Origin of the sequence: Williamwhitmania taraxaci (genome assembly GCF_900096565.1) — a bacterium.
Classification (GTDB): Bacteria; Bacteroidota; Bacteroidia; order Bacteroidales; family Williamwhitmaniaceae; genus Williamwhitmania; species Williamwhitmania taraxaci.
In genome coordinates, this window is sequence record NZ_FMYP01000005.1 from 56,319 (window position 1) to 77,834 (window position 21,516).

General features: G+C 41.0%; 16 protein-coding genes. 13 read left to right on the plus strand and 3 right to left on the minus strand.

What is annotated here, in order from left to right:
- Positions 1-5: 5 nt before the first annotated feature.
- The 6 genes from BLS65_RS02360 (at position 6) to BLS65_RS02385 (ending at position 6,329) form a co-directional block, all read left to right on the plus strand.
- Positions 6-995 (plus strand): glycosyltransferase family 9 protein, encoded by a 990-nt coding sequence (locus BLS65_RS02360; protein WP_092435261.1) that lies wholly within the window; start codon positions 6-8, stop codon positions 993-995.
- Positions 996-1,419: 424 nt separating this feature from the next.
- Complete coding sequence (locus BLS65_RS02365) at positions 1,420-2,670, plus strand: peptidase U32 family protein (RefSeq protein ID WP_092435264.1); 1,251 nt, start codon at positions 1,420-1,422, stop codon at positions 2,668-2,670.
- Positions 2,671-2,805: 135 nt separating this feature from the next.
- The gene (rsgA, locus tag BLS65_RS02370) at positions 2,806-3,747 is read left to right on the plus strand and encodes a ribosome small subunit-dependent GTPase A (RefSeq protein ID WP_092435267.1); all 942 of its coding nucleotides are present in this window, start codon (positions 2,806-2,808) and stop codon (positions 3,745-3,747) included.
- A gap of 12 nt (positions 3,748-3,759) precedes the next feature.
- Positions 3,760-4,527 carry a TIGR00266 family protein gene (locus BLS65_RS02375; RefSeq protein ID WP_092435270.1) on the plus strand — a complete coding sequence of 256 codons (768 nt, stop codon included), beginning with the start codon at positions 3,760-3,762 and terminating at the stop codon, positions 4,525-4,527.
- Positions 4,528-4,530: 3 nt separating this feature from the next.
- Positions 4,531-5,571, plus strand: coding sequence for a tRNA 2-selenouridine(34) synthase MnmH (gene mnmH, locus BLS65_RS02380; RefSeq protein ID WP_092435272.1), 1,041 nt, complete (start codon positions 4,531-4,533; stop codon positions 5,569-5,571).
- 56 nt (positions 5,572-5,627) lie between these two features.
- Positions 5,628-6,329, plus strand: coding sequence for a hypothetical protein (locus BLS65_RS02385; RefSeq protein ID WP_092435275.1), 702 nt, complete (start codon positions 5,628-5,630; stop codon positions 6,327-6,329).
- 45 nt (positions 6,330-6,374) lie between these two features.
- Here BLS65_RS02385 and BLS65_RS02390 read toward each other — a convergent pair whose 3' ends face one another.
- Both BLS65_RS02390 and BLS65_RS02395 read right to left on the minus strand, forming a co-directional pair.
- Positions 6,375-7,214, minus strand: a complete 840-nt coding sequence (locus tag BLS65_RS02390; protein WP_092435278.1) for a universal stress protein — start codon at positions 7,212-7,214, stop codon at positions 6,375-6,377.
- 107 nt (positions 7,215-7,321) lie between these two features.
- Positions 7,322-10,444: a glycosyltransferase family 117 protein gene (locus BLS65_RS02395; RefSeq protein WP_092435280.1), complete on the minus strand. Its 3,123-nt coding sequence runs from the start codon at positions 10,442-10,444 to the stop codon at positions 7,322-7,324.
- Between the two features lie 124 nt (positions 10,445-10,568).
- Here BLS65_RS02395 and BLS65_RS02400 point away from each other — a divergent pair, with 124 nt between their 5' ends.
- The 4 genes from BLS65_RS02400 to BLS65_RS02415 are packed head-to-tail and all read left to right on the plus strand — an operon-like array spanning position 10,569 to position 17,671.
- Complete coding sequence (locus BLS65_RS02400) at positions 10,569-10,916, plus strand: translation initiation factor (RefSeq protein ID WP_092435283.1); 348 nt, start codon at positions 10,569-10,571, stop codon at positions 10,914-10,916.
- Positions 10,917-10,918: 2 nt separating this feature from the next.
- Positions 10,919-13,768 carry a TolB family protein gene (locus BLS65_RS02405; protein ID WP_092435285.1) on the plus strand — a complete coding sequence of 950 codons (2,850 nt, stop codon included), beginning with the start codon at positions 10,919-10,921 and terminating at the stop codon, positions 13,766-13,768.
- A gap of 7 nt (positions 13,769-13,775) precedes the next feature.
- On the plus strand, positions 13,776-14,333 hold the full coding sequence (locus tag BLS65_RS02410; protein ID WP_244500655.1) for a 5-formyltetrahydrofolate cyclo-ligase: 558 nt from the start codon (positions 13,776-13,778) through the stop codon (positions 14,331-14,333).
- 59 nt (positions 14,334-14,392) lie between these two features.
- On the plus strand, positions 14,393-17,671 hold the full coding sequence (locus BLS65_RS02415) for a hybrid sensor histidine kinase/response regulator (protein WP_125869741.1): 3,279 nt from the start codon (positions 14,393-14,395) through the stop codon (positions 17,669-17,671).
- 27 nt (positions 17,672-17,698) lie between these two features.
- Here the strand turns inward: BLS65_RS02415 and BLS65_RS02420 are convergent, their stop codons facing one another.
- Entirely contained in the window at positions 17,699-18,493 is a 795-nt protein-coding gene (locus tag BLS65_RS02420; protein ID WP_092435290.1) for a 5'-nucleotidase, lipoprotein e(P4) family, read from the minus strand.
- Positions 18,494-18,729: 236 nt separating this feature from the next.
- Between BLS65_RS02420 and BLS65_RS02425 the strand changes: the two genes are divergently transcribed.
- From BLS65_RS02425 to BLS65_RS02435, 3 genes are all read left to right on the plus strand, one after another.
- Positions 18,730-19,215, plus strand: coding sequence for an RNA polymerase sigma factor (locus tag BLS65_RS02425; RefSeq protein WP_092435293.1), 486 nt, complete (start codon positions 18,730-18,732; stop codon positions 19,213-19,215).
- Positions 19,216-19,220: 5 nt separating this feature from the next.
- A complete protein-coding gene (locus BLS65_RS02430; RefSeq protein ID WP_092435296.1) occupies positions 19,221-20,306 on the plus strand; it encodes an anti-sigma factor in 1,086 nt (361 codons plus the stop codon).
- Positions 20,307-20,472: 166 nt separating this feature from the next.
- Positions 20,473-21,435 (plus strand): outer membrane beta-barrel protein, encoded by a 963-nt coding sequence (locus tag BLS65_RS02435; protein ID WP_092435299.1) that lies wholly within the window; start codon positions 20,473-20,475, stop codon positions 21,433-21,435.
- Positions 21,436-21,516 lie beyond the last annotated feature (81 nt).

The following is a 21,516-nucleotide window of genomic DNA, read 5'->3' on the forward strand; positions in this document are numbered from 1 at the left end:
AATTTATGGCTAAATTTCTGATCATTCGCTTTAGCTCTATAGGCGATATAGTGCTGACTACACCTATCGTGCGCGCTATAAAAACACGATACCCCGATGCAGAGGTTCATTACGTAACAAAAAAGGGTTTTTATGACATTATTCGGTATAGTCCCTATATCGATAAAATACACTTGTTGGATGGCACCCTCTCAGCGCTGGTTACATCATTGAAACAGGAGAAATTTGATTATATCATCGATCTGCATCACAATTTACGATCGCTAATCATTAAACTTAGGCTGTTTGGAGTAAAAGCGTATAGTTTTCCGAAGCTTAATTTTGCAAAATGGCTTCTGGTTAGGCTGAAATGGAATGTTATGCCCGATATTCATATCGTGGATCGATATTTTAAGACTTTGGCGAAGCTGGATTTGAAAAATGATGCGAGTGGCTTGGATTTCTTTCTTCCTGAGGAGGATGTTTTCCCCACAGAAAAACTGCCAAATTTTTTTAATGAGCCCTATATTGCTCTCGTTATAGGGGCAAAGCATTATACAAAGAGAATTCCTACCGAACGTGTTATTGAACTGTCTAAGAAACTGATATTCCCAATTGTAATTCTGGGCGGACCAGAAGAGAGTGATCAAGGAAATTTTATTGCAAAAAAATCAGGCCTCCACGTATTTAATGCCTGTGGAAAACTCTCGCTTCTCGAGAGTGCGGCAGTAATTCAAAAGGCTAAGCTGGTTATCTCTTCCGATACAGGTCTTATGCATATTGCCTCAGCATACAAGCGCGACATATTCTCTGTGTGGGGAAATACAACACCTAATTTTGGAATGTATCCCTACATGCCAGGAAGTCGAAGCAAAATATTCGAGGTTATTCCGCTTTCGTGCCGACCATGTTCTAAAATAGGATTTGATTCATGTCCAAAGAAACACTTTAAATGCATGCAGGATATACCATATCACCAAATAATTATAGATTCAAAAGAAATCATGAAAGTGTAATGAACTTTCTGAATTTAAGGTAACCTTGCTTTCCCTTACCCTCAATTGTACCGTTTTCGGTTTATGCTTTTTAACGTGAAGGAGTTCTCGCTTAGAGGTTTCCGTTGAATTTGTGAGTTGCATTTCTAGAATTTATCGCCAAAATTTTCCCGTAATTATTTTCTTTTTTGTTTTCAATGGCAGTATGATGCGTTAGTTGTGTATTTCTTTTCTAAGTCCATTTTCATTGGCGTAATATTTGTTTGTAAGCGTTATGTTTTCAGTCCATATTGGTCATTGTTGAACTAACCGTTGGGTTTGTGTGCTAGCGAGCAATATTACCCGACACTTCGCGGTGGCTTGTTTTTAGGCTTTTATAACATCGGTTGGATTCTGTAATGAAAATACCTTTAAATGAGTATTTTTGCCCCGTTAAATTATCTACATGCTATTTCAAAGAAACGATATTGAGCTAATGGCTCCTGTTGGAAACCGTGAGAGTTTATACGCTGCCATTCAGGGTGGTGCAAATGCTGTTTATTTTGGTGTTGACGTGCTCAATATGCGGTCAAGGTCGGCCAACAACTTTACCCTTGATGAACTTGGGGAGATAGTTTCTATCTGTCGTGAGAATGGTTTGTTGTCGTATCTGACCGTTAATACCATTGTTTATGAGCCGGAATTAGTCCTTTTAAAACAAGTTATTGATGCGGCAGCTGTTGCTGGGGTTTCTGCCATTATTGCAAGCGATCAGGCAGCCATAGTGTATGCTCGCGAAAAAGGTATAGAGGTGCATATTTCTACCCAGTTAAGTATCAGTAATACAGAATCGCTCAAGTTTTATTCTGGCTGGGCCGATGTTGTTGTTTTGGCTCGAGAACTAAACATGAATCAGGTTGCTGAGATCTCGCGACAAATTGCGCTTCAAAAAATTGTTGGACCCGCTGGAAAGCCTATTAAAATTGAGATGTTTGCGCATGGAGCGCTATGCATGGCTATTTCGGGCAAGTGCTATATGAGTTTGCATGAGAATAATCACTCTGCTAATCGTGGGGCATGCCAGCAAACGTGCCGAAAAGGTTATACCGTAACGGAGAAGGAGACCGGTTACCAGCTCGATGTGGAGAATGAGTATATCATGTCGCCAAAAGATCTATGTACAATTGGATTTCTTGACAAGATGATTGCTGCGGGTGTTACCGTTTTTAAAATTGAGGGGCGAGCACGTTCGGCCGACTATGTAAAGACAGTTATCTCGTGCTACCGTGAGGCCATTGCTGCTGTTGCTGATGGTACCTATAGACCTGAAAAAATCGACGATTGGATGAAGCGACTTGGTGCGGTCTTTAATCGGGGTTTCTGGGATGGATACTATTTGGGTCAAAAAATTGGAGAATGGAGCACCGTTTACGGATCAAAGGCCACCAAACGTAAAGTTTACCTGGCTCGTGTGGTAAACTATTTTTCAAAACTTGGCGTTGCAGAACTTCTGTTGGAAGCTGGTGAGATTTCGATCGGTGATGAGTATATTATTATTGGTCCAACTTCCGGAGTGGTCGAAGGCGTTGCCGAAGAGATTCATGATGGTAATGGACCTATCTCTTCCGCTGGTAAAGGAACAGTTTTCTCTGTAAAGGTTGGTAGCCCGGTAAGACGAGCCGACCGTTTGTATAAGTTAGTCTCTTCGGAGGACTAATTATTTAGAGTATTGTTGTTCGTGAAGTAGTTGAAGTAATAGGCGGTGGTTTTAAGTTGTTTTAGAATTAAAACCATGAAGTTTTAATACTAGTAATTGTTTGTGTTTTGAATTTACAATTTAGGAAGTGTTGTTATGGAGAAGGAAGTTTTCGACGGCTTAGTGATGAAAAGTACCGGAAGTTGGTACGAGGTACGGTCGAGTTCGGGCGACCATATCCGATGCACTGTTCGTGGAAAATTGCGGCTAAAGGGGGTGAAATCAACAAATCCAATTGCCGTAGGCGATCGCGTGAGCTATGCTTTAGAGGATGAAATTGGGGTAATTACAGCGGTACATGACCGCAAGAATTACATTATTCGGAAATCTTCTAACCTTTCGCGGGAGTCACATATTCTTGCCGCCAACCTCGATCAAGCTTTTTTAGTGGTTACTCCCGAATTTCCGAAGACACCGCTCGAGTTCATTGATAGGTTTTTGGTAACCAGTGAGGCATATAGGATCCCTACTTCCATAATTCTTAACAAAATCGATCTTTTCGATGGAGAACTTAAGGAGTTGGCCGATTATTATCGATCGATTTACGAACATGCCGGTTATGAGGTGATAGAAACATCAGCAAAAAAGAATATTGGGATCGATTATATAAAGGAAAAGATTAAAAATAAGATAACTGTTTTTTCTGGAAATAGTGGTGTGGGAAAATCAACGCTTATTAACTGTATCGACAGTAATGTGAAGTTAAAGACTGGGTCTATATCGTTATACCACCTTAAGGGAAAGCATACTACTACTTTTTATGAAATGGTTGAAGTGGCATTCGGTGGTTTTATAATCGATACTCCGGGAATCAAGGGTTTTGGATTGGTTGATATTAATCAAAACGATTTGTCGCACTATTTTCCGGATATTTTTAAGTTTGCTAATGGCTGCAAGTTCGACAATTGCACCCATGTGCACGAACCGGGCTGTTCGGTTATCAAGGCAGCAGAGAAAGGCTACATTGGTGAAACACGCTATAATAGTTACCTGAGCATTCTGGCCGATAGTGAAGAAAAGTATCGTAATCCATTTTAACCAAAAATGCATATGAAATCGCACGAAATCGATTACCGAATAGTAGGAAACGATTTACAGCTGGTAGAGGTAGAACTGGATCCCATGGAGACTGTTATTGCCGAGGCAGGAGCAATGATGTATATGGACGATGGCATTACTTTTGAAACCAAGCTTGGAGATGGCTCTGAACCTTCGCAAGGATTTATGGGAAAACTACTTTCGGCTGGCTCTCGAGTATTAACAGGTGAGTCTTTGTTCATGACTCATTTTACGAACCATGGGCATGGAAAACGAAAAGTTGCTTTTTCTGCACCTTATCCCGGTTCAATAGTTCCATTCAACCTTGCAGAGATGGGGGGACAGATTATCGTTCAAAAGGATGGATTTTTATGTGCAGCCATGGGAACAAAAGTTTCCATGACGTTTAATCGGCGCATAGGTGTCGGTTTAGTCGGTGGTGAAGGGTTTGTCCTCCAAAAGTTAGAGGGAGATGGACTTGCCTTTGTCCATGCAGGTGGAACGCTCATCGAGCGCCAATTGAATAATGAAAAGATTCGAATCGATACAGGTTGTGTTGTTGCATTTCAGCCGGGAATCGATTTTTCTGTTGAGACTAGTGGAAGTTTAAGGAGTATGGTTTTTGGCGGTGAAGGTATTTTTCTCGCTACCCTTTCGGGAACAGGAAGGGTTTGGTTGCAATCGATGCCTATTCGCAAATTAATCCAAGCAATTGCACCATACGGCAGCAATTCGGGTAAGGAGTCGTCGAGCTTGCTTGGTGGATTTTTAAAAGATTAAGCGATGAGTTTTTCCTCTCTTTCGCCCAGTGAGTTTTTGGAGCAACGCACCACGAAGGTTGTTCTGGACGTTAGATCTCCAGGCGAATATGCAAAGGCGCATATTCTAGATGCAATTAACCTTCCTCTTTTTACGGATGAGGAACGGGCATTGGTAGGAACAACCTATACTCGCCAAGGACACGATATTGCAGTGGAACTTGGTCTGCAACTTGTGGGACCAAAGTTACACAAGTTCGTAAAAAAAGCCAGAAAGTTGGCCAATGGATCGGATATGATAATCCATTGCTGGAGAGGTGGCATGAGAAGTGCCAGTATGGCTTGGCTGATGGATACAGCTGGGTTTAATGTGGCCACCCTTCGGGGCGGATACAAAGCCTACCGAAAACTATGCCAAGATTGGTTTGAAATGCCGTGGCGGCTATATGTGCTTAGTGGAGCTACCGGGAGCGGAAAAACGGAGGTGCTGCATCACTTAAAGAGGCTAGGAGAACAGGTTGTCGATTTGGAGGGATTGGCGAATCACAAAGGATCGGCATTTGGTGCATTGGGTCAAAACCCCCAACCCTCCACAGAAATGTTTGAGAACTTGCTTTTTGAGGAACTCAGCAAACTGGATCCACACCGCCCAATCTGGATTGAGGATGAAAGCGTGAGCATTGGCTCTGTTTTTATCCCAAATTCTTTTTTCAAGCGAATGATTCTATCTCCTGTTTTGCTAATGCGCGTTCCTAAAGAAATTCGCGTGGAAAGGTTAGTACATGAGTATGGCTTATTTTCGAAGGAGCAGTTGTTGGGCTGCATCCATAAAATTGAGAAGCGGTTGGGGGGCGATGCCGTTACGGCTTGTGTCGAGGCTATCGAGGCTGGCGAATTACATATAGTCGCAGAGCTGACCCTTCACTATTACGATAAAAGTTATTCCTTTTCGTTGGAAAGACGAAATCCCACCAAGCTACACTATCTTAATACGACTACCAGTGATATGGCTGAAAATGCTGTGCAGTTGAAAATCGAGGCATTGGAAGTTAATTTTGAGGAATAATCGTGTTTTTCTTGACTTGAATCAATACTTCTTGTATCTTTTCCAAAATTACTGCTATGGATACAAAACTATTATTAGAGACAATTGGCACCCTAACTAAGGTCGAGGATGTAGATAGCATTCAGGTTTCAGATTGGCTTGTAATTGAAAATAGTCAACCTTATCCTGGATATCATAGCCAGTTTGATGCAGATGCTGAGAAACCAAGAACTCTGTTTTTTATCACAAAGGAACGGATTGGTAAGGAGATCTTGCTTCGAAAGAGCGCAATTATTCGACAACGCTTCGACCAGTGTTTTGATGCAACACCGTGTCAACTCACCATTTATTCAGATGTTTATCATGGCATTCGGATAAAATACTTGAAAAATTTCAGCCTTATTCCAGAATTGATGAGGCACTATAACGACGAGGGTATCTCGTTTAGGAAATATCGAAAAATTTCTGCTGCAGCCACAATCACCATTTTTAAGTATTTCTCATTAGAGGAGATATCAAAAGGAATATACCAAGATTTAGATGAGAAGTATGAGCGTTATGTAGAGATTTCGCAAGAGTTATCAATCGATGTATTCGTGAAACTTGCAAGGATCGTTAGGAACAACATGGTTAATAATAATTTTGATGCGGCTCTTGCTGTTTTTCACAGGAAGCATGGTATCGTTGATGCTGTTCGTGTTTTTGAATCCACCTGCACTCTTGAACGGTTAAAGGAGATCCAACGTGAGTTTGAACTTCAACTTCGGCGGTTAGAATAAAAAAAAGGCATTACCTCGGTAATGCCTTTTTGTATTCGTGTGAAATTAGCGCACCATGCTTGGGTTGAAGCATAAGACAGGAAATTTCGCTTCGTTTGCGATAATAAACTGTTCTTGAGCGCCAAAAATGTAGTCGCTAATGTCTATGTTTTTTGTGGTCATAACCAATATTAAATCGGCAGAAACGTCTTCGGCAAGTTTTACAATATCGTTGCCAAATCCACTAGTCTTTTTCGCAAAGTGCTGTTCAAAAGGAATTTTATACTCCTCCATCTGGTTCTTTGCAAAAAGCATATTGGAGTTAATTTTTTTCAGCACTCCCTGATCGTTGGCATTCTGCTTGAAAAGGTGAATCGTAGAGTCGAAGTGAATCGCTGTTTTCACTGCTTTAATTACCAACTCCTTGCTTTCAGCGCGGTAGTCAACGGGAACTATAATGTGTTCAAACACATTTTTTTTGCCAACTGGCGGTTCGTCTTGTACAACAATAAACGGAACATTCGATCCCGCAATAACTTTGAGCGCCCAACTACCTGTCAATTTTTGCACACCCTTTATTCCATGAGTACCCATAAATACAAAGTCGGCACGGCTTTCGTCGGCATACTCAGCAATTGTGTTGAAAATGGATCCTTCCAGTGCTTTACCAAACACAACACTTCCGTACTCGTGTGAAATGCGGGAGATTTCTTTACTAAGTTCTACTTCTGCCTCTTCTTTGGTAAGTTTGTCCTTAGCGAACATTCCTCCTGTGGATAAAACATGAACTAAGTCGATGCGATAATTTTCTCTGGCCTTACAAGTGGACAAGGCGTACTTAAGTGCATTTTCGGCCACTGGAGTAAAATCCCATGGAATTACAATCCGGAGTAAAGTTTTTTCCATAATGATATCCTTTGGATATTAATTCACATTAATTTACCACCAAATTTAAACTATTTTCAGTATTAACAGATAAAAATAAAAAAAAGTCGGCGAAAGCCGACTTTTTTTTATTGCATATAACTCGAAAATCTACTTTGAAATTCTTTTTCGAGCTTGTCTGCCAATTCAGTTTGGCCAAACTCGCGAGCCATTCTACTCATTTCGGTATAGTAGTGCAAGTTCAGTTGCACTTGATAATCGTATAGATTTTTATACCTCGGAGAGAGAGTCATAATATAGGCAAGATTATCAGAAGCAATCTTCGCGAATTCTTTGGTTATCGTGTTTGCTGATTTTGGATCTTTTGCCAAATACATGCTTCGAATGTTATCGAGAGTATATATCTCGTAAGGAATCTGGTAGTTTGGCGTTATTTCTATGCAGCGTGTCATAACAACTCTCGCAGAGTCGTATTTCCCTTGTGCTGAAAGCGCATCGGCCAGTCGGCTAAAGTTCTTCCTTAGGCGCACAACCTGAACTGTGCGAACATTGTTGTAGTCGATGTATGTTTTAGGATTTCCAAGTCCACCCCAAGTAAATTTGTTCATATACTTGTTGTATAGGGTGTCGGTATCAATCCTACCTACTGACATAAAATCGGCTGGCTTGGTTCGGATAGGCACAAGCCTATAAGCAAACCCATCGAGTTGCAGGTATTGTTGCAGCCCCAGATCCACATCACTAGCTGGTGATACAAAGTAGATTGGCCGATCCCAGTTGAAGTGTGCTAACATATCAAGCACCATCATCTCCGGTTTGTTTAGGTAATCCTTCTTTTCAGGAAGGGTGAAGGACAATATTGAATCGACCAAATCACGATCTTCCGGACGAACTGTTCCGTTTTTGATTACCTTATCTACATCAACCTTTATGGCCAAGTTTCGTGTAGGAATATAGTCAAGAACTTCTCCAGAACGAGTTTGAACTTTAGTCGCCTCATCTTTTGATGCAATGAAACCAACAATGTCTTTTACGTCGAAGAAACCTTTAACCTTTTCTATAACAGGAATCATTTCATTGGTTCCTTGAACATACTTCTCGAATGGCAGGCTAAACGGTACCGCTTTGGATTCGAAAAGTTGCTTTTGATTCATCTCCGGATTAATTGAACTTTTGTCGGGTGGACCAGGTTGCGTGTAGTAGAGTTGTCTTTTCATTTGACCGATATACCAATCGGTACCCAACAAACTAAGGTTGACAATACGCACATCTGTTCTAATCCCTTCCACCTCCTGGGCATACCACAGCGGAAATGTATCGTTATCGCCGTTGGTGAATAAGATGGCATTCGGCGCACAGGAATTTAGATAGTTGGCTGCAAAGTCATGGGCAGTGTAGCGATTCGAACGATCGTGATCGTCCCAGTTTTGAAAGGCCATTACTGTTGGTACCGCCAGCATACATATTATGATAGAACTGGTAACCGCCACTGCGCGATTCTTAAGAATTTTCCCAATTAATTCGGCAATTCCAAGGACCCCTAATCCAATCCAAATAGCAAATGCATAAAATGAACCCGTGTATGCATAGTCACGCTCTCGCGGCTGCAATGGAGTTTGATTGAGATAAATCACAATGGCAAGTCCGGTGAGGATAAACAGCATCATAACTACTCCGAAATCGTTCTTTGTTTTTTTGAACTGGAAGTAGAGGCCTATAAACCCTAATAATAATGGAAGTAAGTAGTAGACGTTGCGACTTTTTGAGTTTTTCATGGATTCAGGCAAGTTCTCCTGAGGTCCAAGTCTATAGGAATCAATGGCGTTTATGCCCGAAATCCAATTTCCATTGTTGGGTTCACCGCTGCTTTGAATATCGTTTTGGCGGCCGGCAAAATTCCACATAAAGTAGCGGAAATACATAAAGTCCACCTGATACCTTAAAAAGAAGGTGAGGTTTTCACCAAAGGTTGGGCGGTATACCGTTTGTGCTTTCTCTCCATTATCAACCGAGATGGGTGTCCCGGTTATATTTGCCCAAGAAATATATTCCTGTACATGTTCTTTTTGGGAACTGTACATTCTAGGGAAAATAGTTGTGAACCTTGGATCGAAGGTATAGTCGGAGCCAAGGTAAGACTCCACGTATTTGCCGTTTATTGGAATGTAGGATGTTCTTTCCTCTGAATTAATGGCTGGAGCATTGTAGAATTGTCCCTTAAAAAGAGGTCTGTCTCCATATTGTTCCCTATTGAGGTAGTGAAGAAGCGAGTATACGTTATCTGGGCTGCCTTCGTCGATAGGTGGATTTGCCGAAGATCGGATAACGATCATTGCAAAAGAAGAGTAACCAATAATAATTACCGAAATGGCCAACACGATGGTGTTTGCAATAACTTTTCCTTTTTTATGGGTGTAGTATACGCCCCAAATCAAAAGGCTAATTAGAAGTATTGCATAGAAAATTGCTCCAAAATTAAAAGGAAGGCCGAGTGAGTTAACGAAGAAAAGGTCAAATCCGGCGGCTATTTTTACAACCCACGGAATAATGCCATAAAGGATTCCGCCTAGAATGACTACCGAAAGGGATGCCGCTCCCACGATTCCCCAAGGGGAAATTTTGAATTTTTTAAAATAATAGACAAAAACGAGTGCCGGAATCGTGAGCAAGTTCAAAAGGTGAACACCAATTGAAAGCCCCATCATGTAGGCAATAAAAATTATCCAGCGATTTGCTCGCGGTTGATCCGCTTCGTTTTCCCACTTTAGGATAGCCCAGAATGCAATAGCTGTGAAAAGTGACGAAAGAGCGTAAACCTCCGCCTCTACTGCCGAAAACCAAAATGAGTCGGAAAAAGTAAATGCCAATGCGCCTACCACACCAGAGCCAATTATGGAAACTAGTTGCCATAAAGTTGGTTCCTCATCGCCTTTTAGAACAATTTTTCTTGCAAGGTGCGTAATTGTCCAAAAGAGGAATAGAATGGTAAATCCGCTTGCCAGTGCCGACATGGAATTTATCATGGCCGGAACTAGGGTTGGGTCGGGAGCAAACAGAGAGGCCACTCTTCCGAGAATCATAAATAGCGGCGCTCCGGGAGGGTGTCCCACCTCCAGTTTAAATGCTGTAGCAATGAACTCTCCACAATCCCAGTAGCTGGTTGTGGGTTCGATTGTTAGAAGGTAGGTAATGCTTGCAATAGCAAATATAACCCACCCAACAATAATGTTGGCAAGCTTAAATTGTCTCATTTTTGTAGTATTTCGAAACTAGTTAGCGAAAATAGTGTTTTTTTATCATTTTATTTTCTTTGCCTCTTATTTTAACTTTTATTAAGCAACCTCAGAATTTTCTACATTTGCAAAAAGTAAATTTATGGGAGATAAAAACTGGAAAGATCGTCTGAATATTGTTTACTCCACAAACCCCGACTTTCAATTTACCCAAAATCAAGAGTCGTCGGCGGAAACACTCCTCCCCGGCAAACAAGACCTACGCGTGATGCTCGATAAAAAACAGCGTGGCGGCAAGAAGGTGACTTTGGTTACCGGATTTGTTGGGTCGGAGGATGATCTAAAGGAGTTAGCGAAAACACTCAAGTCGAAATGTGGCGTTGGCGGTTCTGCCAAAGATGGGGAAATTCTAATTCAGGGAGATTTTCGACAAAAACTTGTTGATCTTTTAAAGGCTGCTGGGTATAAAGTAAAACAGGCCGGAGGATAGGCATGAAGTGGATCGCTGCACTTATTTTACTGGCTATTCTTTCTGTGCCTCGCGACGCGCCTGCTCAATTTTTTTCGCATGGGCAGGAGTCCTCATCTATACGATGGAAGCAGGTATCGAGCGATAAGTACAGGGTGATTTTTCCTGAGAACAATATGTTTCAAGCGCTTCGATTTGCCTCTTTTCTAAATGCGGCAGTAGATTCTAATGCTACCAATATTCGTAAGCCGATTACCGTGGTTCTTCATCCATGGCATCCTCAATCGAATGGATTTGTTACACTCGCTCCTCGCCGGATGGAAATCTACGCCATTCCACCCCAAGACAACTACCCACAGGAGTGGCTAGCACAACTGGCCATTCACGAGTATCGACATGTTGTGCAAATGGAGCAGCTAAATCACAATGCTGTTCGTGTTGGTTCTTGGGTTTTAGGAGAGCAGGGATGGGGTGCTGCTGCGGCATTGGCTCCTCCTTGGTTTCTTGAAGGTGATGCTGTCTTGTCCGAAACAAAATTCTCCCGCTCGGGACGTGGTCGCCTACCTTCGTTTGAGCAGGGTCACCGTACAGCAATGTTGTCGGGGAAGAAGTATAGCTATGATAAATGGCTGATGGGATCGTATAAGGATTATATCCCCAATCATTATGAGCTTGGTTATAAACTGGTAGCCTATGGTGAATTAAAGTATGGAAAGAATCTGTGGGGAGAAGTTATGGATTATACCTCGCGCAAGCCCTACACCTTAGTACCGTTTTATTTTGCTTTGAAGAAGTTTGCTGGCGTTTCCAGAGAAAAACTTTTTTACCAGACTTTTAGTTTCCTCGATTCCGCTTGGCGCCAAGGTTCGGAGGAACCGATTTGTGAGGGGAAAATAATTTTGGGCCAAGACAATACGAGCTATTTCGATGATAGGTATCCTGTTTTTTTAGACGATACTACTCTGGTAACATACCGAACCGGAGTAAAGTTGAGCCCGAGATTTGTGAAAACAGAACTCCACAACCATGGTGAAACTCTTTATAAGCCTAATTCTGTATATGACCCAATAGGCGGTGGGGGGAATTACGTCGTTTGGAATGAGTATTTGCCAAACTTCCGTTGGGGACAGCAGGGAATTTCAAAAATTAAGATATTAGATCTGACAACGAGGCGGGAGCGTGTCTTGAGATGTGATTTACAGTTGTTTTCACCTTCCATCAGTCATTCAAATAATCGGTTAGTGTCGGTAGGTGTTGCTCCCGATGGGGCACAATTCCTAGTTTTTTTCAATCTAATTAATGCAAAAGAAGCGACACGAATATCGTTTCCTTTGGGTGTGGCTTTGCAAACGCCTTGCTGGGGCGGCACCGATTCAGTCGTTGCCTATACGAAAGTAGATAGCACCGGAAAGTCATTATGTGTTTATGACCTGAAAACAGGGTCGGAGGTTGCCTTGATTGCAAAATCCGCAATCGATTTTTCAACACCAGTCTATTGGGGTAAGTATGTTTTATTTTCTTCATATAACAGTCAGGTAAATAATATATTTGGGATAGATACCGTTAGTAAAAAATTATATAGAATTACATCCTCAAAGTTTGGCTGTGAGAATCCAAGCATATCACCTAATGGGAATTTGCTTGCCTTTTCTTGCTATACACCAAATGGATATCGCTTGTCGTTAGCCTCGATGGATACTTGCCAATTCAACGAAATAAATGGACTGTTAGGATATCGAAATCCATTTGAGCTGGTGATTGAATCTAGGTCGGTTAATCCTGACACACAATTGAGCGTAGACAATCATTCATTCACTATTGAAAAATATAGAAAGGGTCTTCATCTTTTTCGCATTCATAGTTGGGCGCCATTTTTTTATGATCCACTACAAATAAATGCCATCAGTCCAGAGTTTAAACCTGGCTTGACGTTCGTTTCCCAAAATATTCTGTCAACAACAACGGCTGTTCTGGGAGTATCTGTAACCGATAATAAGCCTGCTTACCATGCACGATTTATATACGAGGAGTGGTTTCCTGTTTTTAGCCTTTCGGCTGATTACGGCGAGCTAACAATGGTGTATCGAGATGGAAATGCAAAATATTATCCTATGGTTGAAGCCGACAGGCTAGAAATAGCGGGGAGCGTTTCACTTCCTTACAATCTTACTCGTAATCGGTTTCTGCGAAGTATTGTTCCCTCAGTGTCCATTTCCTACTCAAACGATTACCTCTACTTCCGCACCGATTCCTCCTATGCCCGGAATTATACCTTTATCACTTCTCGGGTAGTTTACTATTCACACACTCCCATGGCAAAACGCGACATTCGTGCTCCTTGGGGGAAATTTATCGATCTTCGATTCCGCTATTCTCCTTTTGAATCGGAGAATATGGGGAGCATACTATCCTTGCAACTTAAGCAGATGACACCTGGGTTTGCTGCCAATCACAGTTTAATGCTATCCATGGGTGTGCAGAAACAAGAGGTAAAGAAGTACTATTTAAGTTCAACTATTCCACTTCCGCGGGGGTACCTCCAGTTTTCTACAGAGCAACTGCTGGCTCTCTCCGCCGATTATGCTTTTCCACTATTTTACCCAGACCTTGCGCTGCCTAGTGTTTTATACTTAAAACGTATTCGAGCGAACTTTTTTGGTGATTGGGCAAAAGATGGCTACGTAGTTTATAATATGACCCAAAAGAGGCGAGAAACCCATTTTGAGTATCTTTACTCATATGGTGTTGATTTTGGGTTCGATTACCATTTATTTCGAAATGCTTTTCCAATTTCCACAACGCTGCGGTTTGGAAATACCCGCAATAACGAATTGTTTTTTAATGTTTTCTTTGGAATCTCCTTCAATAATTAATCTTATAATGATGGCTAGTAGTATTGAAATCGCCGCACAAAAAAAGGAACTTCGAAAACTTATACGGCAACAAAAAGATTTTCTTTCTCCTAATGAAAGGGTCTTAAAATCGGAAGCGATTTTTAATCAAGTGGAACAGTTGCCAGAGTTTATTAACGCGAAGTGTGTATTTGCCTACATGGCAATGGGCGATGAGGTACAAACGAAGGAATTTATCCAAAAATGGATTAACGAGAAGATGATCGTGCTCCCTATTGTAAAGGGCAATGATTTGGAGTTACGCGAATTCACCATAAAAGAAGAATTAATGCCGGGTCAAAGTTTTGGCATTTTGGAGCCACGCGAAGGACGGCTTGTTGATATTGCAGAGATAGATTTTGCCGTCATTCCTGGGATTGCTTTCGATAAAGAGAATAACCGAATGGGGCGGGGGAAGGGTTATTATGATAAGCTACTATCGAATGCATCCTTTTACAAAATTGGAGTTTGTTTCAATTTTCAATTCGTTGATGCCGTGCCAATTGATGTTTTTGATGTGAAGATGGATAACGTGCTTCTTGCATAATTCATCTTTAGATGCGATATTGAGAACTTTTATTATCACACCCAATCAAAATTTTAGTCTTGAAAAGACTGGTTTTCAGGGTCGATCGTTCGTTTGAACGGAAGGCTACAATTGCCGTAATGGCTTTTTTTATTGTTGTTGTCGGAATTTTCGTTTTTAACAGTGTTAGCACCCGAAGCCATTATCGGAATTGGGTTGTTAACCATACGATTGAGCGAGCAAAGTCGGATATCTACAACAGAACAAAATTGACCCGATCTACTTTTGATCGAGAAGTCGAGGCATTAGCGCTAAACCAATCTTTGGCGAAAGCCTTAAAAAACGGCAATTCAGAGGAATTGTTTTTAATGTCTCAGCCCGTTTTCTCTAGGCTAAACGGCGTCGGAAAAGAGAGGATATTTTTAGGTCTCTACGGGATAAATGGCCATTTAATTGTCGGGTTCAACGATTCGCTCGAATTGAAAATGAACTCGAATGAAATGCATAGCTCTTTCCTTCCTCATGGCGATCAGATAACGGGTTATGATTTAGGCAACGGAGGGCTTTTTCATTTTATTGCAAGTCCTGTTTTTTATCTCAAAACATTAGTGGGTTATATCCAGTTGGGCATTCGCGACGACGATTATGCTCAAATGCTGGGGGATTCCTTGAATTTTAGAATCTGTAATATCGTTACAATTGACAAGGAGAAGGCTTTCTTGTTCGCCAATAAGGAATCCATTAATACTTCAAGAACAAAGTTTCTGCTGACGTATGGTGATGATTCGCTTTTTAGTAAGGCCTTAAGTTTAAGTAATGGTTTTAATAATAAAACTATTTCATTTAACAATCAATACTATACAATATTTCAATTTGGCAGACTAAATTTGCGTTCAAAGAACTGTTCCAGCGAAGTTTTTGCCGCTGTGGATGTCACCGATATGGTAACAGGTTTTCAATCTTATTTACTTGGATCAATTCTACTTTCCCTTGGATTTCTGCTACTTCTATTCCTCTTATTAAGGGTACTTTTCCATATGCCTCTGAAGGTTATTGATGATTTACAAAATAATCTTGAAAAAAAGGTCAGTGAGCGCTCAAAGGAGATAATTGATACCAATACTGAGTTGCAGCAAATATTTAATTCAACTGCCAACGGTATTAGGATTATCGACTTAAACTTTAATGTGATTCGTGTAAATGATTCCTTTTGCTCTATTTCTGGTTATCCACGCGATGCCGTTGAAGGAAAGATGTGCTTCGATTTTTTCGGATGTAAGCATTGCCATACCGCGGATTGTTCAATTGAAAGGATAAAAAGTGGGGTAAAACGTGTCGAGTTTGAGGAGATAAAGGTAAACGCTCAAAGGAACATGATCAAGTGTATTCATGTTTTAGTGCCTTTCTTCGGTTCAAACGATGAGTTGATTGGGGTTATTGAGGAGGTAAAGGATGTCACTGAAAAGATGGTGATGGAGAACGCCTTGGTAAGAACTGAAGAACAACAGAATACTTTTTTTAACAATCTTAACATCGGCGTTTTCATTAAATCGGTTGACCAAACCATGATCTACCAAAATGACGCCATGAACAACCTGTTTGGTAGAATTGCTCTTGGGGAAAAGATGGGCCTCTACGTATCGGAAAAAATGCGTCAGAGGTGGCGTTGCGAGGACGAGTCGGTTTTGGTGGAAGGCTCACTTTCGGTTGAGGAGAAACTCATTGATCGTTTCGGAAATGAACGGACATTTCTCACTCAAAAGTTTAAATTTAATGCGGTGGATGGTAGCGAACGGATTGGTGGAATCATGATTGATACCACGTCCAAGGTGGATGCCGAGAAGAAACTCCGCATAATGTCGAAGGCCATAAATGCATCCCCATTGTCGATGGTTATAACCAATACCTCTGGTACCGTTGAGCAAACAAATCCTGCATTTTCCGAAATCGCTGGTTATTCGTCAGGCGAATCTTTGGGTATGCATATCTCTACATGTGTTTTTCCTGGCCATGAAAGGTTGATTAACAATGAAATATTTCCGACAGTGCTCGGTGGGAATACCTGGAAGGGGGAGTTGCTCTGTGCTAAGAAATCTGGTGAGGAAATTTGGATAAGTGCTGCAATTTCGCCTGTTAGGGATCGTCATGAAAATATTCGTCACATCCTCATTCTTTATGAAGATGTGTCGTTCCGAAAGGAGTACGAGAGGGCATTACATAAATCTAAGGAGAAGGCCGAGGAGTCAGACAAGTTAAAAATGGCTTTCCTGTCAAATATCTCCCATGAAATACGAACACCGTTAAATGCCATTGTTGGTTTCAATAATCTTTTAGCCACCTCTGATGATATTTCGTCCGAAGAGCGCTTGCGCTTGGTGAAGATAATTAACCAAAACAGCAGTCAACTCTTGCGAATTATCGAGAATACCATAGATATTTCTAAGTTTGAAACGGAGCAGTTTAAAGTGTTAACTCGCCCATGCAACCTAAATGAACTGATGGAGTCGCTGTTCTGTGAGGTTTTTGAACAAGGGCTAGTTTCTAACTCCGTTAAACTTTCGATTCGAAAGGAACTTGCAGAATCGGGGCTTACCATCTTAACGGATGGATTTAGGCTAAAGCAGGTTATCGAGAACTTGTTAACCAACGCCTTAATGCATACAACCAACGGCTTTGTGGAGTTTGGTTATACGCTCAGCGACCCCAATACACTACTATTTTATGTTGTAGATTCAGGCGTTGGTATTCCCGAAGAGAGGCAATCTACTCTTTTCAAACCATTCACTCCTGGTGCCTCGCGAACTAATGAGAATGGAGGACTTGGGGTTGGACTGCCATTAACAAAAAAAATACTTACCTGTATGGGTGGCGATATTTGGTTTAAATCGTCTATGGGGAGTGGTTCTTCTTTCTATTTCTCGATTCCACTTCTTATTGCAAATTCGAAATATACTGTTGAAAAGGAACACCATTGTTCTGTTTACCCCGAGTGGCTAGGAAAGCAAATTTTAATTGCCGACGATTTGGAGGAGAATTATTACCTTCTTAAATCGGCACTAAAAAATACCAAAGCAACCATTCACTGGGCCAGGAATGGTTTTCAAGCTGTAAACATGTTTAGGGATAATCCGGATATCGACATCGTTCTAATGGATTTACGAATGCCTGTGATGGATGGATATAAGGCAACGGAGGAAATTAGAATACTAAACGGTGAAATTCCGGTAATCTGCCAAACTGCTTTTGCCGATGCCGAAGAGTCGGAGAAGATAAGCAATTCGGGTTTTAATGCATTATTTACTAAACCAATTGGACTTTCAAGTATAATCGATAAAATTGATTCGCTCTTGAAGAATTAAAAAAGACCTCGTAAAGAGGCCTTTTTTTTAGAATCCTTTTAGGATGCTTTTTCGAGCACTATCTTTCTGACAGGCCGATAGTTTTTGGCCTCTATATATTGCTCTTTCCCAATCGCCATACATCGGGTTTGGTAGCACGATAAACCTCTTTCCAAATTGACTTCGTAAGCTATCCACGGCATTCTTTCCATAGTTGTCTTGGCGGTGGTCGAACACTTCGGCAAGATCGCCAAGGTTGTCACCAATAAGCATAATGATTTTATGCGTTTTTCCAACTTCAATCCGACGTGGTTCCTTATTGCTGGAGGTGGTTTTAAAAAGACAGTGGGACGAATCGGCATAAGGGAATCCTACTTTTATCAAGTTGGCGATGGTGCTTCCAATTTCGGACGAATCACGATTCGAAATATAGAAAATTTCAACACCAATGGATTTAGCATAGTTGGCAAATTCAATGGACCCTGGAGTTGCCTCTGCTGCAGATTTGGCGGACCATTCGGCCCAAAACTCCTTAGAAAAGGCTCTGTTTTTTAAGATCGCTTCGGCCTCAATAGGGCTATTGTTGAGCATCGTTTCGTCGATATCTACGACCACTGCCAATTTCCCTTTTTCTTTTTTCGCAAACTCACCTAAGCGCATTTGGGCAAAGTTAAATGCTTGAAGGTATAGTGCCTCCATTTCGCCCGAAACCTGATACCAAGCAACTGGCATTACTAAATGGTTTTGGGTCGTGTCGCACATAGTCAGCGACTCTTGCTGTGGTGCTTTGCTGCACGAAATTGCCATTGCTGAAATGGCGAAAAGAATAATAATTTTTTTCATCTGTATGGGGTTTTCTTTATTGTCAACGGGAATTGGTCATTACACTTTTTCCCTTGTGTTCGTGATCGTATCTAATGAACTATATTAAAGGTTATTCTGGTTTATTAACTTTTTTTGCTGCGTTTTATTAGATATGCGCAAAGTTATGTGAATTGTAGAAAGGGAACAAAAATATATTTTTGTTTTTGCTGTAACTTTACATTGACGATATCGTCATAAAGGAGTAATTGTTGTAAATGACCGCTGAAGAATATAATTATTGCGTCAATGCGCATTCGGACAATGTTTATCGCTTTATCCTTAAAAGTATTAGGGATGTGGATAAAGCAAAAGATATTGTACAAGATTCGTACGAAAAGTTATGGATTAAGCGGAGTGAGGTTAGTTATGAAAAATCAAAATCCTACCTCTTCAGCATTGCTTACCATACTATGATCGATCAAATTCGTCGCGATAAGCGAATTGGCTCTTTTGATGAAGTTAAGCCAGTCTCTTTTTCGCATAGCGAGCAATATTCCGACTTAAATGAATTGTTGCACCGAGCAGTAGAGCAACTGCCCGAAATACAAAAAAATGTATTGCTACTTCGTGACTATGAAGGATACTCTTATGAGGAGATTGGCGAAATTACGGGATTGAACGAATCTCAGGTAAAGGTATATATTTATCGCGCTCGGGTTTTTCTTAAGTCGTATATCGGAAGTTTAGAAGTTGTAATTTAAAGAAGATGGCAATTAATCGACATAACTATGAGGAGAAGTTGATCGACTTTCTTGAAGGACAACTTCATGAAGCTGAAAGGGGAGAACTCTTCTTGTTTTTGGAGGCCAATCCCGATATTAAAGACCAGTTTGATTCCTTAAGAAATGAGTTTCCAATTATAGACTCTGATGCTGGTATTGTTTTTCCACAGAAGGAAAAACTAACAAAGAGGCCAGTTGGTCATGTGTATATTGATGAGTTTTCATGGCTTTGTATTGCTAAACTTGAGGGAGATGCTTCTCCAATTGATCTTGCCAAGTTACATGACTTGCTTACTGAGAATCCTTCCCTTGCATCTGATTTTGTACTGTTTGAAAGGGCAAAATTAGCTCCATCCTCCTCCATAGTATTTGATCATAAAGGCCGACTTACACACAAACGGGTTGGGTCTTCATTTGTTATTCAGCGTTATGCTGTGGCTGCTAGCATTGCAGCATTTATGATTTTTGTTAGTGTGCCTACCGAAAATCAATTAGAAAACAGTTCGAGGTTTTCATACTCAAGCGTAAATCCTGTTTCCGGCGATAGCCAACCTCGCGAGACTATTTCTGTTTCGGCACAGACAACCAGCACTTTTGTTGCAAATAGCCTTGTCGCTGTTCCGAAGATTGAAAAACTGGAATATCGTGTTGCCGCTCGGCTGGATACAACAGTGGAACATGTGGAGCCGGTTGCTATTACTGAACAACAATTTGCTGCCCTCGCACCCATTAAAGCACAAGTCATAATTGATAAAGGTGAGCATATTGTGTTAGGTGCAACTGACAGTGATGTCAGGTTAATGCATATGAATCCCGAAGAGAACCCTTCTCGCTTCCTAAGTGTGGGTGAATACCTTGCCGAAAAGGTTGTTGAGAAAAGTGGCATAGATCCTAAGTTTACCGGTAGTTCGTCAAAGGCCAAGTTTTGGCAGATTGCTCAGGCTGGAATAAAAGGAGTTTCGCGCGTTTTAGGTATTCCTGTCAAGATCGATAAGGTTTATGACAAGGAAGGGAACCTTCTGAAAATATCGATCGATTCGAAGCTCTTAGCCGTTTCTAGAAACTTCTAGATCGTTTGGTTTATATATCGTTTGAATATAGCAAACAAGAGATATTTACCTAGATGAATAGTTTAGGTAATTTTTTTTATGCTGACCTGTAACTTATCGTGTCACCATGGCGTCACATAATAAATTGCAAAAAGCACACCTAGAATAAAAACTTAAAAAAACACTTATGAAAAGAAAATTAGTTTTTGGGATAGCACTCTTGAGTTCTATGGCATTATACACTTCGGCGCAGGATAGTCCGGCTTCTGTTTTAAGCAAGCTGGAAGAAGGGGATTCCACCGAAATTTTATCAACAGTTTCTTCCAGCGAAGTTGATTCTATTATTAAGTCAAGTAAAGTGTCGAAGAGCGATACAACTCGGATTAAGTTTGGTAAAAGGGCTATCATTATTGTAGAGAACGGTGACGACACTAATGTGGAATTTAAAGATTATGACTGGAAGAAAGGTAGTGGGGATTTCGATGAGCCTTTTTCGAAGCACAAGAAGAAAACCGGCTTTGATCCCCACTGGGCCGGCGTAGAAATCGGGATAAATGGACTAATGAACAGTGACCATTCCACTACACTAAAAGGAGATGCAGCGTTTTTAGATCTGAACATGGGTAAGTCCATCAACTTTAACATTAATTTTTTAGAGTATGGTATTCCTTTAACAAAGAAATCGGTTGGACTAGTTACCGGAATGGGGATTGAATTTAATAATTTCCGCTTCTCAAACGACATTACTCTGAATGAAGTTAACGGTGTAATTGGGGCAGACAGTAGTTACATCAATGGGGGAATTAGCCTTTCGAAGACCAAGCTGGCTACTACTTACTTAAATATTCCTTTGCTAATGGAGTTTCAAGTTCCAGCTGGCAGCCACAAGATATTTATTTCGGGCGGTATTGTGGGCGGTCTTAAGTTGGGTTCGCACACCAAGGTTGTTTATGATAAGGGTGGCGACAAGCAGAAGGATAAGAACCGAAGCGATTTTAACCTAGCCACACTAAGATATGGCTTTCACGCGCGGGTCGGTTATCGGTTTCTCAAGCTTTATGCAACCTACTACCCTGTTGCTCTTTTCGAAAAAGATAAAGGACCTGAAGTGTATCCTTTTAACGTAGGTATCGTTCTTCTCGACTTTTAATAGACGAACGCTTACTATTACTAATATAAAGAGGCTATCCGCAAGGATCGCCTCTTTTATTGTGTGAAATTTCGTATTTTT

What these genes read in the sequence shown, in the direction of transcription:
- BLS65_RS02385 (WP_092435275.1), top strand. Translation starts at nt 5,628, where the DNA reads ATGGATACAAAACTATTATTAGAGACAATTGGCACCCTAACTAAGGTC.
- BLS65_RS02430 (WP_092435296.1), top strand. Translation starts at nt 19,221, where the DNA reads ATGGCAATTAATCGACATAACTATGAGGAGAAGTTGATCGACTTTCTT.
- mnmH (WP_092435272.1), top strand. Translation starts at nt 4,531, where the DNA reads ATGAGTTTTTCCTCTCTTTCGCCCAGTGAGTTTTTGGAGCAACGCACC.
- BLS65_RS02365 (WP_092435264.1), top strand. Translation starts at nt 1,420, where the DNA reads ATGCTATTTCAAAGAAACGATATTGAGCTAATGGCTCCTGTTGGAAAC.
- BLS65_RS02395 (WP_092435280.1), bottom strand. Translation starts at nt 10,444, where the DNA reads ATGAGACAATTTAAGCTTGCCAACATTATTGTTGGGTGGGTTATATTT.
- rsgA (WP_092435267.1), top strand. Translation starts at nt 2,806, where the DNA reads ATGGAGAAGGAAGTTTTCGACGGCTTAGTGATGAAAAGTACCGGAAGT.
- BLS65_RS02375 (WP_092435270.1), top strand. Translation starts at nt 3,760, where the DNA reads ATGAAATCGCACGAAATCGATTACCGAATAGTAGGAAACGATTTACAG.
- BLS65_RS02400 (WP_092435283.1), top strand. Translation starts at nt 10,569, where the DNA reads ATGGGAGATAAAAACTGGAAAGATCGTCTGAATATTGTTTACTCCACA.
- BLS65_RS02420 (WP_092435290.1), bottom strand. Translation starts at nt 18,493, where the DNA reads ATGAAAAAAATTATTATTCTTTTCGCCATTTCAGCAATGGCAATTTCG.
- BLS65_RS02405 (WP_092435285.1), top strand. Translation starts at nt 10,919, where the DNA reads ATGAAGTGGATCGCTGCACTTATTTTACTGGCTATTCTTTCTGTGCCT.
- BLS65_RS02410 (WP_244500655.1), top strand. Translation starts at nt 13,776, where the DNA reads ATGATGGCTAGTAGTATTGAAATCGCCGCACAAAAAAAGGAACTTCGA.
- BLS65_RS02390 (WP_092435278.1), bottom strand. Translation starts at nt 7,214, where the DNA reads ATGGAAAAAACTTTACTCCGGATTGTAATTCCATGGGATTTTACTCCA.
- BLS65_RS02435 (WP_092435299.1), top strand. Translation starts at nt 20,473, where the DNA reads ATGAAAAGAAAATTAGTTTTTGGGATAGCACTCTTGAGTTCTATGGCA.
- BLS65_RS02360 (WP_092435261.1), top strand. Translation starts at nt 6, where the DNA reads ATGGCTAAATTTCTGATCATTCGCTTTAGCTCTATAGGCGATATAGTG.
- BLS65_RS02425 (WP_092435293.1), top strand. Translation starts at nt 18,730, where the DNA reads ATGACCGCTGAAGAATATAATTATTGCGTCAATGCGCATTCGGACAAT.